Consider the following 22,213-nt stretch of genomic DNA (forward strand, 5'->3'; position numbering starts at 1 on the left):
GGCGTGGCGGACCGGCGGCCGCTCGTAAACGTGGTCGGAAGCCCGTCGATCCCCTGCTATGGTTGTCCATGTCGCCGCGGGAAACCGGGGCCGACCACCTGGTCCGGGTGGCGGAATGGCAGACGCGCTAGCTTGAGGTGCTAGTGCCCTTTATCGGGCGTGGGGGTTCAAGTCCCCCCTCGGACACACAGAGGAAGAACCCCACTCCGGTGGGGTTCTTTCGCGTTTCCGGGGCGAAGCCCGGGTGAGCTCGACGCAGAACGGGGTGGCCGGATCCACCCGTGCGGCATCATGGGGCCTGACCGGGTCAAGGGGGGAACGTGTCGCAGGACGCACCGCGCAACGACGTCGTGATCGCCGGGCGGTACCGCCTGGGGAAGAGGCTGGGCCGGGGCGGCATGGGAACCGTGTGGCAGGCCTCGGACGAGCTCCTGGGCCGCGCGGTCGCCGTGAAGGAACTCCACGTCGGCGAGGGCAGGGAAGCCGCGGGCGCCCTGCGCGAGGCCCGCACCGTCGCGCAGATCAAGCACCCGCACGTCGTCGTCGTCCACGACGTCGTCGAGGACGACGGCCGCCCGTACATCGTGATGGAACTCGTCGAGGGCGGCTCGCTCGCCGACCGCCTCGGTGCCGGCGGGCCGCTGGACGCCGGCGAGACCGCCCGCGTCGGGCTCGCCCTGCTCGGCGCCCTGAACGCGGCGCACGACCGCGGGGTGCTCCACCGGGACGTCAAACCCGCCAACGTCCTCATGGAGGCGGGCACCGGCCGGGTCGTGCTCACCGACTTCGGCATCGCCCGCCTCGCGGGCTCCACCACGATCAGCGAGACGGGGGCCTTCGTCGGCTCGCCCGAGTACACCTCCCCGGAGCGGATGCAGGGCGCCGCCGCCGGACCCGAATCCGACCTGTGGTCCCTCGGAGCCCTGCTGTGCGCCGCGCTGACCGGCGAGTCGCCCTTCCACCGGGATTCGCTGGGCGGGGTGCTGCACGCCGTCGTCTACGACGAGATCCGCCCGCCGGCGCAGGCCGGGCCGCTGACCCCGCTCATTCGCGGCCTGCTGGAACGCGACCCCGAACGCCGCCTCGGCGTGGCGGACGCCCGGCGGATGCTGTCCGCGTACGTCACCACCGGCAGCCTGCCCCTCCTCGACCGCACCCCCGGCCCCGCCCGCCCGGCCGGGCCCGCCGCCCCGCCCGGGTACTCGCCGACCGAACGGGTCACGGCGCGGACCGGCCCCGCCACAGGGCAGGGGAACCGCCGGGCCGGGCTGCGCGTCGGGCTGGTCGCCGCGCTCGTCGTGGTGGCCGTGATCGGCGCCGTCGCCGTGACCTCCCTGCTCTCGGACCGGACCGGGGACAAGGACCGGGCGGCCGGGACGGGCGCCCCCACCTCCCCTTCCCCCGGAGTGACCACCTCCGCCCCCCAGTCCCCGACGGCCCCGCCCCCGGCTGCCGCGGGGGCCACGGCCACGACCACGGCCACGGTGACCGCACCGGCCCCGGCGGCGCCCGCGCAGCCGGCCCCCGGCAAGGCGGCACCCGCCGGGTACCGTTTCGTCTCCGACCCGGACGGTTTCGGGCTCGCCGTACCGCAGGGCTTCCAGCGCACCACCGACGACCAGCGGGTCTTCTACGTCTCCCCGGACGGCGCGATCCGGATCGGCATCAAGGTGAAGCCGGCCTCGGGCGGGCCGCTCGCCGCGATGCGGCAGTCCGACGCCAACGGCCCTTCCAACAACCCGGGCTACCGCGACAACACGATCGTCCCCACCACGCACAACGGACTGCCCGCGGCCCTCTGGGAGTTCACCTGGAACGGCTTCACCACCGCGGAGGGACCCCGGCACACCTTCGACCTCTGCTGGGACGAGAACGGCCGGATGTACGACGTCTGGGTCTCGGCCCCCCTCGGCCGCCTCACCCAGGCCAGGGGGAACTTCGACGCCGCCCTGGACTCCTTCGTCCCGCTCGGCTAGGAGTCCGTCCGTCCCCGGAGGGTGCCCAGGACCACCAGGCCCTCCGGGGCCGGGAGGCTGCCCGGCGCGACCGGGCCCAGGGTCTGCGGCAGTGCGAGGCGCGGCCCCCCGCCCTCCTGGGGCGCGTCGTCGAACAGGTACGCCGCCCCCGACGCGGAGTCGCTGACCAGGTGCGGGCCGCCGGCCGAGCCCGTGAAGCGGGTCAGCGGCGCACGGAAGAGCCGGCCCAGCTGGCGCAGCGTCTCCGGGGTGGCGGCGCCGGGCGGCGCGGCGGGCGGCGCGCCGGCCGGGACGTCCGGGGGGAGGGCCCCGGACAGCAGCAGTGCCAGCAGCACCGGGACGGCCTTGCGGCGCAGGGCCTCGGTCGCGGAGCCCAGCCGGTGCGCGTGCGCCGCCGGCAGGGACAGGGCCAGGCTCCCGGCCGCGTCGCCCGTCGCGATCGGCACCGCCGAGCAGACGACCCCGGGGGAGTACTCGCGCAGGTCGAACACCGGGGCGCCGGGAGCCACCGCGTCCAGGGCGCTGAACAGGGCCCGGCTGTCGGTGATGGTCCGCGCGGTGAGCCGGGTGGGGCGGTGGCGGGCCACGTGGTCGGCCCGGCCGTCGTGGTCGAGCTGGGTCAGCAGGCACTTCCCGACCGCACTGGCGTGCGCGGCCGCCCGGAAGTCCACCCACTCCCGGACCGGCGGAGCCCCGGGCCCGTCCGCCATCTGCGTGATCCGGACCTCGCCCTCCGCGTACCGGCTCAGGTACACGGCGGCGCCCGCGCTGTCGCGGGCCAGCGCCAGGGTGCGCTGGAGCTGCCCCGCCAGGCCGCTGCCGCCGGGGGCCGCGAGCCGCTCCAGGGCCGGGCCGGGCGCGTACACCCCGGGGGCCGGGCAGTACGCGTACTCCTCCTCGCGCAGCATCACGAGCAGCGGGCGCAGCTCCGCCCCGGCGAGCCCCGACTCCCGTGCGAGCCGGGCCGCCCGCACCCCGACCGGGTGCCGCTCCAGGACCCGCACGGCGGCCAGTGCGCGCCGCGCCTGCGCCAAGGCCTCGCCGGTGTCGGACTGGACCACCGTCCCCCGCGCGGCCGACGTCAGCGCGGGGTGGCGCAGCGGGCCCGGGCCGGGGCGCGGCCGGGGCGCCGGGAGCGGGGGCGGCGGCAGGAACGCGGCCAGCACCGCGGGCAGCCCCGGCCTGGGCAGCGGTACCGGGCCGAGATCGGGGTCGTCGCACTGGTCGACGTACCGCAGGACGGCCGCCTGGGCGCACAGCCGCACCTCGCGCAGCTCGCGGCGGCCGCCGGGACGGAATCCCCGGCGGCCCAGCTCCCGCGCCCAGAGGCGGGCGTCGTGGTGCTCGCCGCGCCGGGAGTGGTCCAGGAAGAGGCAGTAGGCGGCCGGGGCGGTGCGCGGGCTGCCGGAGCCCGCGGCGAACTGCCACCAGAAGCGGGCACCCTCGCGCAGCCCGGCCAGGTACAGCAGGCAGCCGAACACGACCGCCCCCGGCAGGTCGCTGTGCCGGTTCTCCAGGAAGGCTTCGAGGTCGGCCCCGGCGCGCGGGTCCCCGACCACGGCCAGGCAGGCGGCCTTCAGGTCCCGCCGGGCCCGCTCCGACTCCAGCGGGCGGTCCCGCGCGGGGTCGCTCCAGCCGAAGGGCCGGCGCCGGCCCCGGGACGGGGCGGCCGCGGGGGCGCCCGGGGTGCGGGGCACGCGCAGCAGCCGGGCCTCGGCCGCGCCCAGGTCGTAGTGCGGGTAGCGGTCGCGCACGCCCGCGCGGGCCAGGAACTCCGCCAGGGAGCGCGGTGCCGCCGCACGGCTGCCGCCGGGGCCGGGGTCCTCGGCGGGCGTCATGATCCGGCGGACGTGCCGAGCAGCCGGGCGAGGCGCCGGTGGGCCTGGCCGAGCTGCGAGCGGACGGTGGCCTCGTCGACGCCCATCACGGCGGCGGCCTCACCGGGGGTGCACTGGAGCCCGTAGCGCAGGAGCACGGTGTCCCGCTGGCGCTCGGCGAGGCGGGAGACCGCCGAGTAGAAGCGGATGGTGTCGGTCAGCACCTCGTACTGGTCGGCGTGCGCCTCCTTGAGGGCCGCCTCGAAGGCACTGATGTCCATCGGCTCGGGGCGGCGCAGGCGCGGGTCGCGGCGCTGCTGCCAGTCGACGATCCGCTGCTTGAGCACGGTCCAGGCGTAGGCGTCGAGGCGGTCCATGTGGAGCATGCGCAGCCACTCGTTCATGATCGAGTCGAAGGTGGCGTCCACCGCGTCCTCGGCGGCCGCGTCGGAGCCGAGCTGGAGGTACGCGAAGCGCATGTACGCGGGCCGCCGGTTCGTGTGGAACGCCCAGTACGACAGGCGCGCGGTCGGATCCCACTGACTCATGGGCGTCGGCTGCCGCCGTCGGCTGGGCAGTCCCACGGCCCCGCCGGACTCCTCCGGTCCGCCATCGTTCACCGTTCCCCACCTCATCCCCTGTGCGGGGTCCATGAGAGCAGCGCCTACGCCCTCCGAGGGGGCGGAGGAGCAACATGAGGGGATTAGGTCCGGTGGTGATCGAATGGTGACCGATGCCGATCACGTGAGGTGCCGGGGAGCCCGAACGCATATGCCGGGGCCGGCCGGGTCCGGCGGGCGGTCCGGTGTCCGGTCCCGTGTCCGGTCCGCCTTCCGGTCCGCCTTCCGGTACGGCGCGCGGTCCCGCGGGCGGTCCCCCGCCCGGTCCCACGGGCGGTCCGGTGCGCGGACACCGGTCGGGGCCCCCGCGGTGCGGCTGTAGCATGGGCCCATCGCGAGGGCCGTGACGGAGAGGTCACAGTCCTCGCTTTTGCGTTGCGTCCCCACGTACCGCCCCCCGGACCCCCGGGAAAAAGCCGACGCGTGGCGTTTCGCCGGTTCGATACGATGAACCGCGCGTTGTCACGCGTAGATCCGTACAAATGAAACGAATGGAGCATCCGAGGATGGCTCGACACCTGATCACCAGCGCGCTTCCCTACATCAACGGGATCAAGCACCTGGGCAACATGGTCGGGTCGATGCTTCCGGCGGATGTGTACTCCCGGTACCTCCGCCAGCGCGGCCACGACGTCCTGTACATCTGCGCCACCGACGAGCACGGCACCCCCGCCGAACTCGCCGCCAAGGAGAACGGCATCCCCGTCTCCGAGTTCTGCGCGCAGGCCCACGACGCCCAGAAGGCGGTCTACGACGGCTTCGAGCTGTCCTTCGACTACTTCGGCCGCAGCTCCTCCCCGCAGAACGTGGAGATCACCCAGCACTTCGCGCGGCAGCTCCAGGCCAACGGCTTCATCGAGGAGCGCGCGATCCGGCAGGTGTACTCGCCCGCCGACGGCCGCTTCCTGCCGGACCGCTACGTCGAGGGCACCTGCCCGCACTGCGGCTACGACAAGGCGCGCGGCGACCAGTGCGAGAACTGCACCCGCGTCCTCGACCCCACGGACCTGATCGAGCCCCGCTCGGCGATCTCCGGCTCCACCGAGCTGGAGGTCCGCGAGACCAAGCACCTCTTCCTGCTCCAGTCCAAGCTGCAGCACGAGGTCGAGTCCTGGGTCGCGCGGCACGAGGACGAGTGGCCGCAGCTGGCCTCCTCCATCGCCCGCAAGTGGCTGACCGAGGGCCTGCACGACCGCGCCATCACCCGCGACCTCGACTGGGGCGTCCCGGTCCCGGCCGACACGTGGCCCGAGCTGGCCGCCGAGGGCAAGGTCTTCTACGTCTGGTTCGACGCGCCGATCGAGTACATCGCCTCCACCAAGGAGTGGGCCGACGCGGCCCCGGCCGACCGCGACTGGAAGTCGTGGTGGTACGAGGCCGAGGACGTCCGCTACACCCAGTTCATGGCCAAGGACAACGTCCCGTTCCACACGGTGATGTTCCCCGCCACCGAGCTCGGCACCCGCGAGCCGTGGAAGATGGTCGACTACGTCAAGGCCTTCAACTGGCTGACGTACTACGGCGGCAAGTTCTCCACCTCGCAGAAGCGCGGCGTCTTCACCGACCAGGCGCTCGAGATCCTGCCCGCCGACTTCTGGCGCTACTTCCTCATCGCCAACGCGCCCGAGTCCGACGACTCCTCCTTCACGTGGGAGCACTTCGCGGCCACGGTCAACAAGGACCTCGGCGGCACCCTCGGCAACTTCGTCAACCGCGTACTGACCTTCTCCCGGAAGAAGTTCGGCGACGAGGTCCCCGCGGGCAGCCCGGCGGGCGAGGCGGAGGCCAGGCTCGGCGAGCAGATCGCGGAGCTGCTGGCCGAGTACGAGGGCCACATGGAGACCCTCCAGTACCGCAAGGCCGCCGCCGCGCTGCGCGCCCTGTGGTCGGCCGGCAACGCCTACCTGGACGAGAAGGCCCCGTGGCTGGAGGTCAAGACCGACCTCGAGGCCGCCGCCCTCACCCTGCGCACCGCGATGAACCTCATCCACCTCTACTCGGTGGTCTCCGAGCCGTTCATCCCGGCCTCGGCGCGCGCCATGCGCTCCTCCTTCGAGCTGGCCGGCGACACCGCGGCCTGGGTCACCCCGGAGCAGGCCAAGGCGCTGGACACGGTCCCGGCGGGGACGCCGTTCACCGTGCCCCCGGTGCTCTTCGCCCGGATCACCGAGGAGGACCTGGAGTCCTACCGCGAGCGCTTCGGCGGCAACCCGGAGGCCTGAGCGCCCCCGTCACCGTCCTGAAGGGGCGCGGCCCGTGCGGCCGCGCCCCTTCGGCGTACCCGGCGGGCGGCCCCCGGTGGCCCCGGTGGCGGGTGGGGCGCCGGGGCCCGGCTGGCCCCGGTGGTAGGCAAAACCCCACCACCACGACTCCACCTGGGCGTGCAGACCCGGCCCGGGCCGCGCGGCTGGAATGGGTCCATGACCCCTTCCCGTACCGCCCGGTGGACCGCCGGCTGGCTGCTCGCGGCCGCCTGGGCGCTGGCCTTCCCGCTGTTCTCCTCACTGGCCCCGCACCGGCTGTGGGGCTGGTGCGCGGCCGCCGGCTACCTCGCCGCCGCGGCCGCCACCGCCCTGGGCCGGCGCCGGGAAGCGCTCGCCGCCGCGCTGCTGGGCGCGGTGGCCGTACCGCTGCTGTACCTGGTGCTCACCGGACAGGGGCAGTCCGAGGTCGGCGTCATCGAGCGGTCCGGGCGGCTCCTGCTGGAGACCGGAAGGCTCTACGTGGACCGGCCGGCCGGGGTCGAGGAGTACACCCCCTACCTCCCCGGTACGGCCCTCCTGGGCATCCCGCGCGCCCTGCTCGGCGACGGCTCCGGCGGCGGGCACCAGTGGGCGGTACGACTGCTGGGCGACGCCCGTCTGTGGTGCGCGGCCGTGCTGTTCGGCGGCATGCGGGCGGGCCGCCGCCTCCTGGGCACCGCCCCCTCCCCGCTGCTCCCGGCACTGGTGGCTTCGCCGGTCGTGGCCCTTCCGCTCGCGGTGAGCGGGGTGGACCTGCCGCTGGCGGGGCTGTGCTGCCTGGCCCTCGCGGCCGCCGCCTCCGGCCGCCCGGCGGCCTCCGGGGCGGCCCTGGCCGCGGCGTGCGCCCTCAAGTGGACGGCGCTGCCCGCGGTGGCGGTGGTGCTGGCCCTCCTCACGGCGTGCCGGGGCCGGCGGGCGGCGCTGCGGTGCGCGCTGGTGACGCTGCTGGGCACGACGGCCCTGGTGGTGCCGAGCCTGCTGCTCCAGCCGGGGGAGCTGTGGCGGCAGGTGTTCGCCTTCCCGACCGGGCGGGCCGAGGTGCCGACCCCGGCGAGCAGCCCGCTGCCGGGGCACCTGCTGGCGGAACTCGGGCCGTGGGGCTGGTACCTGACGGTGGCTCTGCTGCTGCTCGGCGGGCTGGGCGTGGCGTTCTCACTGCTGGTGCGCCCGCCGCGCGGCGTGGTGGCCGCGGCCGACCGGCTCGCGCTCGGGCTGACCCTGGCGTTCCTGCTGGCCCCGGCGGGCCGCTTCGGCTACCTGGCGCTGCCGCTGCTGCTGGTGGCCTGGGCCCGCTCGGCCGCGCCCGCCGGTCCTGCCCCCTCGCGGGTGGTGGCCCGCTCCCGCAGGCGGCTCGGGAGCCCGGTGCCCATGCGGTGACGGGCGCGGGGTCAGGGCGGTCGGCCACCACCCCTTGCGTGTCCCCGGGGTCCCTCAGGGTGAGGGCGGCGATGTCGAGCCGGGCGCCGCTCTTTCTCTGAACATCCGCAGGTCACAGCCGCATCACTGTGCGGCCCCCGGGACTTGCGCCGGGGGCGCAACGGCTACGCGCCGGACGGTGTGACCGACTCCAGCATGGCGTCGGTGCGGGCGAGGGCGTCCACCAGGAACTCCCGGGCCGCCTTGATCGCACCGAACTGGTGGATGATGGTCTCGTCGTCGCCCCGCGCGAGCGCGGCGTCGACCGCCCCGATGACGCCCAGAAGGGTGTGCAGTGCCTCGCCGGCGCGGGAGGCCGCGACCACGAGCGGCCCGGCGTCGGGGTCCCCTGCGACCATGTAGAGCGGGACGCCCACCCGCCGGACCTGCCAGCCCAGGAAGTCCATCTGCTTCGCCGGGTCGTCCCAGACACCGGCGGCCTTGATCTGCTCGAACCACGCGGTGAACAGGTCTTCCCCGTCCTCCTCGGCCTCGTCGGCGAGCTGCGTCTGCCCCTGCACCGCGCCCAGCAGGGTGCTGAGCAGCCGCAGCCGGTAGATCTCGGGTCTGGCGAACTCCGCCGCCTTCCGGGCGTGTTCCTCCGGGGAGTTGTCGCCGTCGTACACGCCCAACGCGGCCAGGGCCGCGCCGATCTGTTCCACCGTCACTTGATCCCCCTCGTTCGTCATACCGGCACGCTACCTGTCTCCGGCCGGGTGCGGGGAGTCCGAAGTGATGTCAATCTGCGGCGGTTTGCCCTCCCGCGCCGCGCAGGTGGGCCAGGACGGCCAGGACGCGCCGGTTGCCCTCCGTCGGGTCCAGGTCCAGCTTCGTGAAGATGCTGCTCGCGTGCTTGACGACGGAGGCCTCGGTGATGAACAGGCGGGCCGCCAGGGCCTGGTTGTTGAGCCCTTCCGCCATCAGCGCGAGCACCTCCCGCTCGCGCGGGGTCAGCCGGGCCAGCGGCTCGTTCGCCGGCCGCGGCGCGAGCAGGACGCGGACCACCTCCGGGTCGATGACCGTCTGCCCCTCGTGCACCCGGCGCAGCGCGTCGAGGAACTCGGTGACCTCGCCGACCCGGTCCTTGAGCAGGTACCCCAGCCCGGCCGCCGAACCGCCGGTGAAGAGCTGGGTCGCGTACGCCGTGGCCACGTACTGCGAGAGCACCAGGACCGGCAGGGACGGGTCCGCGGAGCGCAGTTCCAGTGCGGCCCGCAGCCCCTCGTCGCGCAGCCCCGGCGGCATCCGCACGTCCGTGACGACCACGTCGGGCCGCTCGGCGGCCACGGCCCGCAGCAGCGCGGGGGCGTCACCGACGGAGGCGAGGACGCGGTGGCCGCCCAGGGTCAGCAGTTCCGTCAGCCCGGCCCGCAGCAGCACGGAGTCCTCGGCCAGGATCACCCGGAGCACGGGACCTCCACCCTCAGTTCGGTCGGACCGCCCAGCGGACTGGACACCGTGAGCCTGCCCTGCAACATCGCCACCCTGTCCGCGAGACCCGCCAGGCCCGCCCCCGCGCCGGGATCGGCCCCGCCGCGGCCGTCGTCGGTGATGGTGAGGGTGAGCCGGTCACCCTCGACCCTACCGGCGACGCCGACCCGTGAGGCGCCGCTGTGCTTGGCCGCGTTGGCGAGTGCCTCGGCGACGGTGAAGTACGCCGTGACCTCGACCGGTTCGGGCAGCCGGGGCAGCTCCAGGTCCACCGTGACCGGCACGGGATGGCGCAGCGCGACCTCCGCCACCGCCGCCGCGAGCCCGTGGTCGGTGAGCACCTGCGGGTGGATCCCCCGTACGAGGTCCCGCAGTTGGGCGAGGGCCAGCTTCGCCTCCTGGCGGCCCCGGCTCACCAGCGCCGCCGCGTCCGCCGCCCCGGGGTGCTCGCGCAGCCGCAGCTCGGCGAGGCCCAGGGTCATGCTGAGGGCCACCAGCTGCTGCTGGGCGCCGTCGTGCAGGTCCCGCTCGATGCGCCGCCGTTCGGCCTCGAAGGCCTCCACCAGCCGGACGCGCGAGCGGGTCAGCTCCAGCACCCGGTCGTCCTCCGCGCGCGGCCCGAGCAGCAGCCGGGCGCACTTGACCTGGGCCCCGGCGATCAGCGCTCCCGCGTACGCGGTCAGCACCAGCCCGGCCAGCCCCGCGGCCGTACCGCCCAGCGCCTCCAGCGGCCCGGCCACCGCCTCGCCGGGCACCAGCATCACCGGCTCCGGCGCGAGGGCCCACACGATGACGGGGGCCGCCACCAGGATCAGGGCGAACGCCAGCAGCGTGAGCACCCCGAAGCCGGCCGCCCCGAAGACCACCCCGAGCAGGACGGCGTAACCGAACTCCCGCCAGGTGGCGCGTTCGCGCAGCCGGGTCCGCAGCCAGGCGGCCGGGCCGGCCCCGGCGAGCGAGGTGTGCGGGTCGGCCACCGGCTCCGGCTCCACCCACCGCAGCCGGCGCCGCTCCAGCTCCCCGAGCGGCACCGCCCCCGCCAGGGCGGCGACCAGCAGCAACAGCCCCACCCCGGCGACCGCGAGGAGCACCCCGAGCCCGACGAACAGCACCAGCGCGAGCAGCACCCCGTACCCGAGCGGAAACCCGCTCGCGAGGTACCCCCAGCACCGCCAGGGCCACCACGACCCGAGGAACCGCAGCGGCCGCCGCATGACCCGCCAGACGGCGACGGGCGGGGCGGGGGAGGGGGGTATGGAGGCGGCGGACACAGCGGAAGCCTAGTGCCGTGCCCGGAAAGGTCCACCGGGTCCGCGCGAGCCGCCCTCCGTGCCCACGGGCCGTCAGATCGCCGCGCCCACCGCCACGAAGCCGCAGATCCGCGTGTCCGAAGACGGGCCTTGATCGTTTCTTCAGTCGTAACCCTCATATCGGCTGCCGGATCGGGAGGACCGCGGTGACGGCTTGGCAGTACTTCGCCGGGGCGGGGCTGGTGGCCGCGCTCTGCCCGCTGCACGGCCATGTGGCGGTCGCGGGCGACGGCCACGGCCGCGGGGCGCGGGTCGACGTGTGCGTGCCCGGCGGGCCGCCCGGGCCGCCCGCGGCGCGGCCGCCCGCCATGCCGCCCCCGCCCGTGGCGCGGCCCGGGACCCCGTCGGCGGCGCCGCCCGTACGGGTGACCGTGCCCGGCGCCGTACGGCCCACGGTGCGCCACCCCGGCCTGGCGCCGGGGCTGGCGGAGCGGCCCGTGCCCGGGGCAGCGGTGCCGGGCGGGCCGGCGCAGCCGCCGCAGCCGCCGCAGGCTCCGCCGGCGGCGGACGCGGAGCCGGAGCCGGCCCCGGCCGACGGCCCCGCCCCGCCCCGGGCCATGGCCGCCGTCGAGCGGGTGAGCAGGTTCCACGTACGCCCGTACCGCTCGGTGGCCCTGGAGCGGCGCGGCCCGGACGGACTGAGCACGATGATGCTGATGGTGGTCGTGACCACCCCGGCCGTGCTGGCCGCCGCCGCGCTGCGCCCCCGCTCCAAGAGCCGGAGCTGACGCCCCCGGCCCCGGGCAGCCGCCTCGCCCCCCCCGCATCCCCCTGCTGTCACACACCCCATGCGTCCGCGCATCCACGAACGGGAGATCCCTCGTGTCCGAATGGCTGGTCCTGGCCATCGCCATGGCGCTCGTCTGCGCCCTCGTCCTCGCCATGACCGTGGTCCGGCACCGCCGGGTCGCGGACGACGAGGACACCAGCGAAACCCCCGACGTCATCGAGTACATGACGATGATGGTCGGCGTGGTCTACGCGATCGTCCTGGGCCTGGCCATCGCGGGCGTCTGGGAGGCGCGCGGCGCGGCCGAGGACAGCGTGCGCCGCGAGGCCCAGTCGCTGTACGAGGTCACCCAGAGGGCCGACGTCTACCCCGGGCCCGTCCGCGACCGGATCCGCGGCGAGGTGGACGCGTACGTCGCCCACACCGTCAGCGTGGACTGGCCGCGGCTGGTCTCCGGCCAGGACGCCTCCGCCGAGGGCGCGCAGCTGCTCGGCAAGCTGCGCACCGACGTCACCCACCAGAGCCCCGCCAACGAGCTCCAGGCGCAGGCCTACCAGCCGCTGCTCGACCACATCGCGGCCGCCGACGACGCCCGGCACTCGCGCACGCAGAGCGACGAGTCCACCCTGCCGAGCGTGGTCTGGTTCGGGCTGGTGGTCGGCGGTCTCGTCACGATCGGGCTGATCTTCACCCTGCAGATCCGGCGCTCGGGGCGCGAGCTGCTGCTGGCCGGGCTGTTCAGCGCGCTGATCGTGTTCCTGCTGTTCATGGTGTGGAGCTTCGACGCCCCCTACGGGCGGGACGGGACCGACTCCGCCGGGCCCTTCGAGGACCTGTTCCCGGCCCTGTCGGTGACGGCCTCCCGCTGAGCGTCCGCGTCGGCCCGCGGGCCGGCCGTTCCCGGCCCGGCCCGGCCCGGCTCCGGCCGGTTCGGCTCCGGCCGGTTCAGCTTCCCGTCGGGGCCGCCTGCCGCCGCACGGCGGCCACGAGCGGCGAGTGCCGCAGGGCGTGCGAGATCCGTACGAGGTCGCGCGGCCCGTCGGCCAGCAGCGGCACCCGCTCCTCGTCGCCGTTCCCGGTCCCCTCCGGGTCGGCGGCGCTGGCCCGTACGGCGGCCACCACCATCGCCGCGTCCGCGACGGCGCGGGCCGTCTCCTCGTCCGCCCCGGCCGCACGGGCCCGCTCGTAGGCGGTGTCGCGGTGGCGCCGGTCGAAGGCCGGGCCGAGGCGCAGGAAGCCGTCGTGGATGTCGGACTCCCGCTGGATCACCCGGATCGCGGCCGGGGACCACCAGGACATCCGCACGCAGGGCGTGCCGCGGGGCACGGTCGTCTGCACCTCGTGCCACAGCGCGCCGAGGCGGCGGTAGGTGCTCCAGGTGCGCCAGCTGTCCGACACGCGCTGGCACACCAGCGGCAGTACGAAGCCCACGGAGCTGACGAGGGCGGCGAAGGCGGCCAGCGGCGGGGCGAGGTAGGTGCTGAGGTAGTCCAGGTCGTGGCCCAGCCAGCGGGCGGCGACGGCGGACATCTTGGCCGCGTCGTAGGCGAGGCTGATGGTGTAGCCGGCGACGATGATCACCAGCCCGGCCCGGAGCCAGCCGCCGACCCGCAGGGACCAGCGCCAGCACATCGACACCATCATCAGCACGGCGGCGTTGTGCGCCAGCAGGTAGGCCGTGATCATCAGCCGGATGTAGGGCGTGTTCGCGTAGTAGGTGTCGAAGTCCCGCAGCCGCTCGACGGGGGCGTCACCGAGGGCGAAGAGGACGACGATGGCCGCGACGATCACGGAGTAGCCCGCGATCCAGCGCTGCGAGGTGCGCCGGATCTCCGCCACCGGACCGCCGCGCCAGTTGAAGACGAGGACGAGGCAGGAGGCGCTGAAGGCGGTCATCAGGCAGTAGACGAGCGGGGCGGAGACGTTGGGGACGCCGGTCCAGCGGTTGACGGCGGCGATGGTGGGCGGGGCGGCGAAGGTGAACACCGAGCCGCCGAGGAGGAGCAGGACGAAGACCGACCGCAGGAGCGGATCGCGCCCGTTGGTGCGCAGGGCCGGCAGCTTGCACACGAGGGCCACCGCCATCGCGGCCGCCGGGATGTAGTAGTCCGGTCCGCTCAACGGTCGTTCCTGCGCCCCCGGTAGCCGAGCGAGGTCTCGATCCGGCCGGCCAGCTCGTCCCGGTGGGCCGGTGGCCGGTGGCCCGCCGAGCCGGCCAGCCAGGTGCGGCAGCGGCTGCCCAGCAGGAGCCCGAAGCTCTCGGCCTCCGTCTCCTCCTGGACGTCGGCCCGGGTGCGGGCGGCGACGCTGCGGACCGTCTCGCCGAGGTCGGCGGCGTCGGTCAGCAGGCGGGCGGCCACGGCGGCCCCGTCGACGTGGTGGCTGCAGTGACCGGCCTTCATGTGCCACAGCTCGTGGCCGAGGATGACGAGCTGGTGGTCGGGCGCGGTGCGCTCCTCGACGACCACCAGGTCCCGGTCCGCCATGTCGAGCCAGAGACCGCTCGCGGTCCCCTGGGGGAACGCGGCCATCCGGAACTCCACCGGGCGGCCGCGGTGCCTGCTCATGCCCTCGCAGAGGGCGGCGTAGAGATCCAGCGGTTCCACGGGGGCGGCCAGCTTGATGCCGGACACCAGCTCCGCGCACAACCGCCGCTGCGCTCTGCCTATGCTCACCGTTCTCCCCGTCGGCGCGGATCCGGATCAGGACTCAAGGATCAGATCCAGACTTTCGACTGGGTCATGATTCGTTCGGTTTGACGCTTTCGAGAAGCATGTCCAGCCATTCGGTCACCTTGTCCCGGTGCTTGTCGCTGGGCAGTTGGGCGGCCCGCCAGGCGATGCCCCGTACGCCGTGGTTCTGCAGGAGTCTTGCCAGCGGATCGCCCGCCGAAGCCGCCTCCGCCGGTACGGTCTGCCGCTCGCGCCCCGCGAAGTCCTGGAGCAGCTGCTGCTCGGTGCGCTGGAGGGCGTCCGTGAGGGCGTCGGCGTCATGGGCGGTGAGGAAGCCCGCGTGTACGCCGAAGAACCGCTGGATGGCGTCGCAGTGCTCCATCGTGGGCCGCCGGTCGCCGTTGATCAGGGCGCCCGCCTGCTGCCGGGACATGCCGGCGCCGTCGGCGATCTCCTGCTGCGTGTAGCGGCGGCCGTTGGGTTTGACCCGGGTCCGCCGGAGCAGGTCAAGGCGCTGGAGGAAACGCGCCTGCAGATCGGGTTCGCCCGCCCGCCGGCCTTCGAGCAGGGTCCTGATCACATCGGTGGGAACCCCGGACGCCTCGGAGAGCCGGCGGAGGTCGAAGACCTGGTTCGGGTCGCGGCCCATTTTGTTCGCCAGTTCGGCGACCCGCGTGACGGTCGCTGCCAGGGGCGCGTTGGCCACCGCGACGGGAGCCGGGAAGCCGTCTGTCACCAGTGGTTCTCCTAGATCGCGCGAGGTCAGTGGGCACGTGGTCGGCCTTGAGGAATCTATCCGGTTTGTTTTGGGAGAGCCAGAACTTGCCACAGCTGTGGCGGGAATGAGCTGTCGCTCGGCTGGAATTGCCACAATAGTTGACACTCGAATGAAGTCGGTAGCAGGATCGCCACACGGAAATGAAGATCCAGACCGTTGAGGAGGGGGAGCTCTCGGTGCCACATCTCGCAGCGGTGGGCCCGTCTGATGGCCTCGTCCGAGCCGGTGAGGAGCGCCTGGCGGGCGATGAGCCCCGCGGCGCAGTGAGGTCGGAGCGGCGCAAGGAGATTTTGCGCCAGCGCCGCGAAGAACTGAGCCTGAGCCAGGAGGACGTGGCGTCGCGCTTGCGCATCAGCGTGCGCGCGTACGGAAACTGGGAGCGCGGGCTCGTCAAGGAGTGGACGGACCGCAAACTCCTCGCCCTGGCCGAGGCCTTGGAGATGAGCGAGCGGCAGTGCTTCTGGCTGTTCCGGGTCATGGTCGACCGGGACCCGCCGCCCACCTGGCGCGCGGCCGAGGAGAGCAGGCTGCCCCAGGACCCGGCCCAGCGCGACTACCTGGTCGACTACGCGGCCCTCATGGAGGCCGTGCCCTACCCGAGCTTCCTGGTGGACCACCGCTGGGACGTGGCCCTCACCAATTCGGCCTTCGACCGGCTGTTCCAGTCGGTCCGCCCCCACCCGACGGCCCTGCCGGACGACAACTTCCTGCGCTTCGTGCTGTTCCACCCGGACGCCGCGGCCGTGCTGGAGGACCACGAACCGGCCTGGTGCGTACCGCTGCTGGCCCAGTTCGCGACCGCCCTGGCCGAGGCCCCGGAGGACGAGGGGCTGCGGAGCATCCGTCAGGAGGTGGCCCGGGACCCGTTCATGGAGGCCGCCTACCGCTACGGGGTCCCGCACTGGCTGACCACCCACGGGGAGGCCGCCGCGGAACTGGACGGCGCGGTGCGGACGGTGCGCCATCCCGACCCCGGATGGGGTCTGGTGCGGTGCCGGATGGTGGCGGAATCCAGCCGAATGCTGGAGGGGATGGGTCTCACCCGGATCACCCTCGTGCTGTCGGCCCCGCAGGGCCTGCCGGCCGGTCCGGTGCGCGGCGGTGCGGGCTTCCCGCAGCAGCAGGGCGCACGCCTGCGGGCCGTGCCGTCGCTGGGGGAGTGACGCCGCGGGGGAGACTGGTCCCCTGAAGCGCGTGCCACGGCCCGTGCCGGGCGGGGCCGGTGGCGCAGTGCCATACCGACCGACTGGTTCGGTCCGTGCGGATGCCACGATCCGCGACAACGCGCGGATGCCACGGATCGTGGCATTCCGGCGGAGTCGCCGGAGTCGTGGCTTCGCCCGTGCCCGGGGCGCCCCGGGCCGTGGCCGTGGCCACGACGGCGGAAGGGCGGAAATGGGCATGCGGTTGACCATCCTCGGCGGGGGCGGATTCCGCGTCCCGCTCGTCTACGGGGCACTGCTGGCGGACCGCGCCGAGGGCCGGGTGTCCCATGTGACGCTCTACGACGAGGATCCCGCCCGGCTCACGGCCATGGCCCGGGTCCTCGCGGACCAGGCCGCGGCCTCCGGGGCGCCCGACGCCCCGGCCGTCACCGCCACCGGGGACCTGGACGAGGCCCTGCGCGGGGCCGACTTCGTCTTCTCCGCCATCCGCGTCGGCGGCCTGGAGGGCCGCGCCGCCGACGAGCGGATCGCGCTGGCCGAGGGAGTGCTGGGCCAGGAGACGGTGGGCGCGGGCGGGATCGCGTACGGCCTGCGGACGGTGCCGGTGGTCCGGGAGATCGCGCGCAGGATCGCCCGTACCGCCCCGGACGCCTGGGTCATCAACTTCACCAACCCCGCGGGGGTGGTCACCGAGGCCATGGCCGGGGAACTGGGCGACCGGGTCATCGGCATCTGCGACTCGCCCGTCGGGCTCGGCCGCCGGATCGCCCGGCTGCTCGGCGCGCGGCCCGGCGAGGCCTGGATCGACTACGTGGGCCTCAACCACCTGGGCTGGGTGCGCGGCCTGCGGATCGGCGGGCGCGACGAACTGCCCCGGCTGCTGGCCGACCCCGAGGCCCTGGAGTCCTTCGAGGAGGGACGGCTCTTCGGCGCCGACTGGCTGCGCTCGCTCGGTGCGATCCCCAACGAATACCTGCACTACTACTACTTCAACCGCGACACGGTGCGGGCCTACCAGGAGGCCAAGCAGACCCGCGGCGCCTTCCTGCGCGACCAGCAGCGCGGCTTCTACGCCGAGGCGGGCCGGCCGGGGCAGCCCGCCGGGGCGGCGCTGGCCGCCTGGGACCGGACCCGGGCCGAGCGCGAGGCCACGTACATGTCGGAGAACCGCGAGGTGGCGGGCGTCGGGGAGCGCGAGGAGAGCGACCTGGAGTCCGGCGGCTACGAGAAGGTCGCCCTCGCGCTGATGCGGGCCATCGCCCGCGACGAGCGGGCCACGCTGATCCTCAACGTCCGCAACGGCTCCACGCTGTCCGTGCTCGACGCGGAGGCGGTCATCGAGGTGCCGTGCCTGGTCGACGCGAACGGCGCCCACCCGGTGTCCGTGGCACCGCTGCCGCTGCACGCGGTGGGGCTGGTCACCTCGGTGAAGGCGGCGGAGCGGGCGGTGCTGGCCGCTTCGGCGAGCGGCTCGCGGGCGGACGCCGTGAAGGCCTTCGCGCTGCACCCGCTGGTGGACTCGGTGGGGGTGGCACGGCGGCTGCTGGAGGGGTACGCGACGGAGCACCCGGGCCTGGCCTACCTGCGCTGACGCCTTCCGTCGGGGCCGGGCTCGGGGGTTTCCCCCGTACGGCGGCTTGCGGCATGCGGTGCGGTGGGGGTGCTGTGAGAGTGCGAGGTGTGACCACTGCCCCCGCCGTCGCCGCGGCGCCACCCGTGCTCGACCGGCGGCGGCGCAACGTCGTCTTCGGCACGATCATGCTGGGCGTGCTGCTCGCCGCGCTCGACCAGACGATCGTGGGCACCGCCCTGCCCACCATCGTGGCCGACCTCGGCGGCGCGGCCCACATGGCCTGGGTGGTGACCGCGTACCTGCTCGCGGAAACCGTCGCGACGGTTCTGGTCGGCAAGTTTGGCGACCTCTTCGGCCGGAAGGTCATCTTCCAGATCTCCGCCGTCATCTTCATCACCGGCTCCTTCCTGTGCGGCCTCGCCGGCAACATGACCCTGCTCATCCTGTGGCGAGGACTCCAGGGCATCGGGGCGGGCGGCCTGATGGTCACCTCCATGGCACTGATCGCCGACGTGGTGCCGCTGCGCGAACGCGGCAAGTACCAGGGCGCGATCGGCGCCGTCTTCGGCGTCGCCACCGTCATCGGGCCGCTGCTGGGCGGCCTGTTCACCGACCACCTGAGCTGGCGCTGGGCCTTCTACGTCAACGTCCCGATCGCCGTGCTCGTCGTCGCCGCGGCCGCCCGCACCATCCCCGCGGTACGTGCCGCCGGCCGGCCCGCCGTCGACTACCTGGGCATCGCCCTGGTCGCCGCCGGGTCCAGCGCGCTGATCCTGGCCACCAGCTGGGGCGGCAACGAGTACGCCTGGAGCTCGCCGGTGATCATCGGGCTCTTCGCGGGCGGTGCGCTGGCCCTCGCCCTGTTCTGTCTGGTGGAGACCCGGGCGGCCGAACCGATGCTGCCCATGCGGCTCTTCCGCAACCCCGTCTTCACGGTGTGCTCGGTCCTCAGCTTCGTCGTCGGCTTCGCCATGCTCGGCGCGATGACCTTCCTGCCGACCTACCTCCAGTACGTGGACGGGGACTCGGCCACCCTGTCCGGCGTACGGACCCTGCCGCTGGTCATCGGCCTGCTCATCGCGTCCGTCTTCAGCGGCAACGCCACCTCCAAGACCGGCCGGTACCGGATCTACCCCATCGTCGGCTGCGCTGTGATGGGCGCCGGCCTCTACCTGCTGTCGCTGATGGGGCCCGGCACCGGCGCCTGGCTGGAGTCCGTGTACATGTTCGTCCTCGGCGCCGGGATCGGCCTGTGCATGCAGGTGCTCACCATCGCCGTGCAGAACACCGTGGACTACGCCGACCTCGGCACGGCGACCTCCGGAGTCACCTTCTTCCGTACGCTCGGCAGCTCCTTCGGGACCGCCGTCTTCGGGACGATCTACGCCAACAGCCTGGGGCCCGAACTGAAGGCCGGGGTCGCCGAGGCCGCCCGCGCCACCGGCGCCGACCCGGAACGCCTCGCCGGCGCCGCGCAGAGCCCCCAGGGGGTGCACGGCCTCGACCCGGCCGAGGCGGGTCCGGTCATCGACGCGTACGCCGACGCCCTGCACACCGTGTTCCTGTGGACGGTGCCCGTGGCGGCCGTCGGCTTCGCCGTCGCGCTGTTCCTCAAGCAGGTCCGGCTGCGCGACAGCGCCCGGGCGGGCTCGACCGACATCGGCGACGGCTTCGCCTCCCCGGCCACGGCCTCGGGGGACTCGGCCAAGCTGCTGGAGCTGGCGGTCGGCAAACTCGTGCGGAACATGGGGCCCGACACGGCCCGGGCCATCGTCCACGCCTCCGACACGCGCCTCGACATGGCGGGGGCGTGGGCGGTGATGCAGGTGGACCTGATGACCCGGACCGTGGGGCACGCCAGCCTCGGGCTGATCGCGTCGCGGCTGTCGCTGCCGCCGGAGGTGCTGCTGCCGGTCTTCGACCGGATGGTGGAGGAGGGATTCCTGACGCGGCAGAACGGCTTCTTCGCCCACAGCCGGGCGGGCGAGCGCGAAGCCGCGGTGATCTCGCGGGCCTGGGCGGACTGGCTGGGCGACCGGCTGGAGCAGGACCGCGGTCGGCCCCGCAGCGAGGAGCTGCGGGCGGCGGCGGACGCGATCGCCAAGCGGCTGCTGGCCGAGGACCTGGGCGAGGGCAACTTCGCGCCCCGGCGCACGAACTAGGACGCCCTGTCCCCGCTCCCGGTGGGGTAGTCGTGCGAGGGGACGGGAGGCAGGGCCGTGAGGTCGGGGCGCCAGACGCGCAGGACGGCCGCCGAGGGCGGGTAGAGGGCGCCGGGGATCTCCTCCGGAGTGAACCACTGCCAGCGGGCGATCTTGTGCGGCTCGGTGACGGCCGGGCTGCCCTCGGCCGAGCGGGTGAGGGCGGCCACCGTCAGGCGGGTCGGCGGCTCGGGGTGCGCGTAGAGCTGGACGGCCAGCAGCTCGACGTCCCCGGGTTCGGTCCGCAGGGAGGTCTCCTCGGCCAGCTCACGGGCGGCGGTCTGCTCGAAGCGCTCCCCGGGGTCCACCTTGCCGCCGGGCAGCTCCCAGTTCCCGTCGTGGGCCTGGCCGAGCAGTACCCGGCCGTCGGGGCCGAGGACGATCAGCCCGACGCCGATGGTCGCGTGGGCCCTGGGGACGGCGCGGGCGGGCGGGGAGCCTTCGGGGCGGGCTCCGGTGCCGGGTGCGTTCTCGTGTTCGCTGGCCATGCGGTCATTTTCGCCGGTGGAGCGGCCGGCGGCCCCGGCGGGCCCGCGGGCCGGACGGATGTGCGAGTTTCGGCCGGGGCCCGTACGCGCAGGCTCTGGGCGGTCAGATCGTCGTACGGGATGCCGGTTCGGGGGTAGCCATGGCACATCTGCTGGTCATCGGCGGAGGGATCGCGGGGCTCGCGACCGCCCTCCTCGCGGCCCGCCGGGGGCACACCGCCGAGGTGTTCGAACGCGACACCCGCGCCCCCGGCGCCGTCCTCGACCGCGACTTCTTCGGCTGGCACCGCCCGGCCGTACCGCAGGCGGTCCAGCCGCACGTCCTGCTCGGCGCCGCCCGCACGCTGCTGCGTGCCGAACTGCCCGACGTGCACGCCGAGATGATCCGGCTCGGCGCCCGCGAACGGCACGAGCTGGACTGGTTCGACGTACGTCCGCTCGCGCGCCCGGGGGACGAGGACCTGGTCATGATCCAGGCCCGCCGGATCGTGCTGGAGAGCGCGCTGGCCACCGCCGTGCGGGCGGAGCCGGGTGTGGTGGTGCGGTACGGGGAGCCCGTCGGCGGCCTGACGCGGGCAGGGGGCGGCGACGGGGCCGGCGGGGCAGGAGGGGCCGGCGTGGCCGGCGGGGCAGGGGCGGAGCCGTGGGTCAGGGTCACCGGGGTGACCACCCCGGGCGGCGCGTACGCGGGCGACCTCGTGGTGGACGCGGCCGGCCGGCGCGGAGGCTCCGCCGGCCTGGCGGCCGCCGCCGGCTGCCGTCCGGCCCCCGTCGAGCGGCACCGCACCGGCCTGGCGTACTTCTGCCGCTGGTACCGGCTGCCCGACGGGACGGACGAGGGGCCGCGCCGGCCGTGGACGGTGACCGGCGGCGCCTTCGCGGGCTGCGCGGTGTTCCCGTCCGACAACCGGGTCTTCGCCGTCACCGTTTTCGCGCACACCGGGGACCCCACCCGCGCCGCCCTGCGCGACCCGGCCGTGTTCGAGGCCGCCGCGCGGGTCTTCCCGCCCGGTGCGGCCTGGCTGGGGCTGGGCGCCGAGCCGCTGTCGGGGGTGCTGGCGACCGCGGGCCTGGACAACCGGTGGAGCCCGCTGGCCGACGGGCGGGGGCCGGTGGTGACCGGGATGGTGCCCGTCGGTGACGCGCTCACCCACACCAACCCGACGCTGGGTCAGGGGACTTCGCTCGCCCTGTGGGCGGCCGACCGGGTGGCCCGGACCGCCCACCAGGACCCGGGGTCCGCCGGCTTCGCCGCCGGGTACCACGGCTGGGCGCTGCGCACGCTGAAGCCGTGGTTCGACCTCCAGGTCGGGGCCGACGCGGCGGTGGGGGAGCGGCTCGCGGCGGGGGCCGGTTCGGGGGCGTGGGCCGGGGCGGGTTCCGGGGCGAGTTCCGGGGTGGGAGCCGGCCGGCCGGACCGGGCGCGGGAGGCGGCCGCACTGTTCGAGTGCGCGCTGGAGGACCCGGAGGTGATGCGGGCCCGGGCGCGGGTCCGGCACCTGGCCGAGCCGCCCGAGCGGGCCTACGCGGACCCCGGCGTCCGGGCACGGGTGGCACGCTGGCTCGCGGCCCGGCCCGACTGGACGCCGAACGCGGTGGGCCCCGGCCGGGCGGAGTGGGAGGAGCTCACCGCCACCGCCGCCGGGCGGGGGCCCGGCCGGCCGGTGGTGCCCGGTCGGGGCCGGGGCGGCACCGGGTGAACGGCCCGGGCCGGATCCTGCTCGGGTCGTCGGGCAGGGGCGTGAAGGACACCGGAAGGCAGAAGTGGCGCTACAGGGGGAGGCCGGCAAGG

Annotated in this window: 17 protein-coding genes, 1 tRNA gene and 1 pseudogene; 10 read left to right on the top strand and 9 right to left on the bottom strand. The window is 74.7% G+C overall.

Annotated elements, in window-relative coordinates; genetic code table 11:
• Window positions 1-101 precede the first annotated feature (101 nt).
• Window positions 102-186, top strand: a tRNA-Leu gene (locus ACZ518_RS24960).
• Between the two features lie 134 nt (window positions 187-320).
• The gene (locus ACZ518_RS24965; RefSeq protein ID WP_469115219.1) at window positions 321-1,976 is read left to right on the top strand and encodes a serine/threonine-protein kinase; all 1,656 of its coding nucleotides are present in this window, start codon (window positions 321-323) and stop codon (window positions 1,974-1,976) included.
• A 314-nt stretch (window positions 1,977-2,290) separates the two neighbouring features.
• Here the strand turns inward: ACZ518_RS24965 and ACZ518_RS24970 are convergent.
• Both ACZ518_RS24970 and ACZ518_RS24975 read right to left on the bottom strand, forming a co-directional pair.
• Window positions 2,291-3,010: pseudogene (locus tag ACZ518_RS24970) on the bottom strand (IclR family transcriptional regulator domain-containing protein); the annotation flags it as partial.
• Between the two features lie 800 nt (window positions 3,011-3,810).
• Window positions 3,811-4,341, bottom strand: coding sequence for a sigma-70 family RNA polymerase sigma factor (locus ACZ518_RS24975; RefSeq protein ID WP_469115220.1), 531 nt, complete (start codon window positions 4,339-4,341; stop codon window positions 3,811-3,813).
• A 578-nt stretch (window positions 4,342-4,919) separates the two neighbouring features.
• Here ACZ518_RS24975 and metG point away from each other — a divergent pair.
• Both metG and ACZ518_RS24985 read left to right on the top strand, forming a co-directional pair.
• Window positions 4,920-6,635 (top strand): methionine--tRNA ligase, encoded by a 1,716-nt coding sequence (metG, locus tag ACZ518_RS24980; protein WP_469115221.1) that lies wholly within the window; start codon window positions 4,920-4,922, stop codon window positions 6,633-6,635.
• A 198-nt stretch (window positions 6,636-6,833) separates the two neighbouring features.
• Complete coding sequence (locus tag ACZ518_RS24985; protein WP_469115222.1) at window positions 6,834-8,033, top strand: glycosyltransferase 87 family protein; 1,200 nt, start codon at window positions 6,834-6,836, stop codon at window positions 8,031-8,033.
• Window positions 8,034-8,197: 164 nt separating this feature from the next.
• Here ACZ518_RS24985 and ACZ518_RS24990 read toward each other — a convergent pair whose 3' ends face one another.
• Genes ACZ518_RS24990 through ACZ518_RS25000 form a run of 3 tightly spaced genes read right to left on the bottom strand, consistent with a single transcriptional unit; the run spans window position 8,198 to window position 10,717 of the window.
• The gene (locus ACZ518_RS24990) at window positions 8,198-8,761 is read right to left on the bottom strand and encodes a DUF6245 family protein (protein ID WP_469115223.1); all 564 of its coding nucleotides are present in this window, start codon (window positions 8,759-8,761) and stop codon (window positions 8,198-8,200) included.
• A 49-nt stretch (window positions 8,762-8,810) separates the two neighbouring features.
• Entirely contained in the window at window positions 8,811-9,482 is a 672-nt protein-coding gene (locus tag ACZ518_RS24995; RefSeq protein WP_469115224.1) for a response regulator transcription factor, read from the bottom strand.
• Window positions 9,470-10,717: a sensor histidine kinase gene (locus tag ACZ518_RS25000; protein ID WP_469115442.1), complete on the bottom strand. Its 1,248-nt coding sequence runs from the start codon at window positions 10,715-10,717 to the stop codon at window positions 9,470-9,472. The genes ACZ518_RS24995 and ACZ518_RS25000 overlap by 13 nt, the downstream gene beginning before the upstream one ends.
• A 242-nt stretch (window positions 10,718-10,959) precedes the next feature.
• On the opposite strand from ACZ518_RS25000, the gene ACZ518_RS25005 reads away from it, so the two are divergent.
• Both ACZ518_RS25005 and ACZ518_RS25010 read left to right on the top strand, forming a co-directional pair.
• Window positions 10,960-11,541 (top strand): hypothetical protein, encoded by a 582-nt coding sequence (locus tag ACZ518_RS25005; RefSeq protein WP_469115225.1) that lies wholly within the window; start codon window positions 10,960-10,962, stop codon window positions 11,539-11,541.
• A 94-nt stretch (window positions 11,542-11,635) separates the two neighbouring features.
• On the top strand, window positions 11,636-12,412 hold the full coding sequence (locus ACZ518_RS25010; protein WP_469115226.1) for a bestrophin-like domain: 777 nt from the start codon (window positions 11,636-11,638) through the stop codon (window positions 12,410-12,412).
• A gap of 76 nt (window positions 12,413-12,488) precedes the next feature.
• On the opposite strand, the gene ACZ518_RS25015 is transcribed toward ACZ518_RS25010, so the two are convergent.
• From ACZ518_RS25015 to ACZ518_RS25025, 3 genes are all read right to left on the bottom strand, one after another.
• A complete protein-coding gene (locus tag ACZ518_RS25015) occupies window positions 12,489-13,664 on the bottom strand; it encodes an MAB_1171c family putative transporter (protein ID WP_469115227.1) in 1,176 nt (391 codons plus the stop codon).
• Entirely contained in the window at window positions 13,661-14,218 is a 558-nt protein-coding gene (locus ACZ518_RS25020) for a toxin-antitoxin system, toxin component (protein ID WP_469115228.1), read from the bottom strand. The genes ACZ518_RS25015 and ACZ518_RS25020 overlap by 4 nt, the downstream gene beginning before the upstream one ends.
• Before the next feature lie 64 nt (window positions 14,219-14,282).
• Window positions 14,283-14,951, bottom strand: coding sequence for a helix-turn-helix domain-containing protein (locus tag ACZ518_RS25025; RefSeq protein ID WP_007267543.1), 669 nt, complete (start codon window positions 14,949-14,951; stop codon window positions 14,283-14,285).
• Window positions 14,952-15,256: 305 nt separating this feature from the next.
• Here ACZ518_RS25025 and ACZ518_RS25030 point away from each other — a divergent pair, with 305 nt between their 5' ends.
• The 3 genes from ACZ518_RS25030 to ACZ518_RS25040 all read left to right on the top strand — a co-directional run bounded on the left by ACZ518_RS25030 (window position 15,257) and on the right by ACZ518_RS25040 (window position 19,894).
• A complete protein-coding gene (locus tag ACZ518_RS25030; RefSeq protein WP_469115229.1) occupies window positions 15,257-16,156 on the top strand; it encodes an MmyB family transcriptional regulator in 900 nt (299 codons plus the stop codon).
• A 238-nt stretch (window positions 16,157-16,394) separates the two neighbouring features.
• Window positions 16,395-17,750, top strand: coding sequence for a 6-phospho-beta-glucosidase (locus tag ACZ518_RS25035; protein WP_469115230.1), 1,356 nt, complete (start codon window positions 16,395-16,397; stop codon window positions 17,748-17,750).
• Between the two features lie 53 nt (window positions 17,751-17,803).
• Entirely contained in the window at window positions 17,804-19,894 is a 2,091-nt protein-coding gene (locus tag ACZ518_RS25040) for an MDR family MFS transporter (RefSeq protein WP_469115231.1), read from the top strand.
• Here ACZ518_RS25040 and ACZ518_RS25045 read toward each other — a convergent pair.
• A complete protein-coding gene (locus ACZ518_RS25045; protein ID WP_469115232.1) occupies window positions 19,891-20,421 on the bottom strand; it encodes a nucleotide triphosphate diphosphatase NUDT15 in 531 nt (176 codons plus the stop codon). The genes ACZ518_RS25040 and ACZ518_RS25045 overlap by 4 nt on opposite strands.
• A gap of 140 nt (window positions 20,422-20,561) precedes the next feature.
• Between ACZ518_RS25045 and ACZ518_RS25050 the strand changes: the two genes are divergently transcribed.
• Window positions 20,562-22,121 carry an NAD(P)-binding protein gene (locus tag ACZ518_RS25050; protein WP_469115233.1) on the top strand — a complete coding sequence of 520 codons (1,560 nt, stop codon included), beginning with the start codon at window positions 20,562-20,564 and terminating at the stop codon, window positions 22,119-22,121.
• Window positions 22,122-22,213 lie beyond the last annotated feature (92 nt).

It is taken from the genome of Streptomyces sp. NPDC033966, assembly GCF_055575955.1.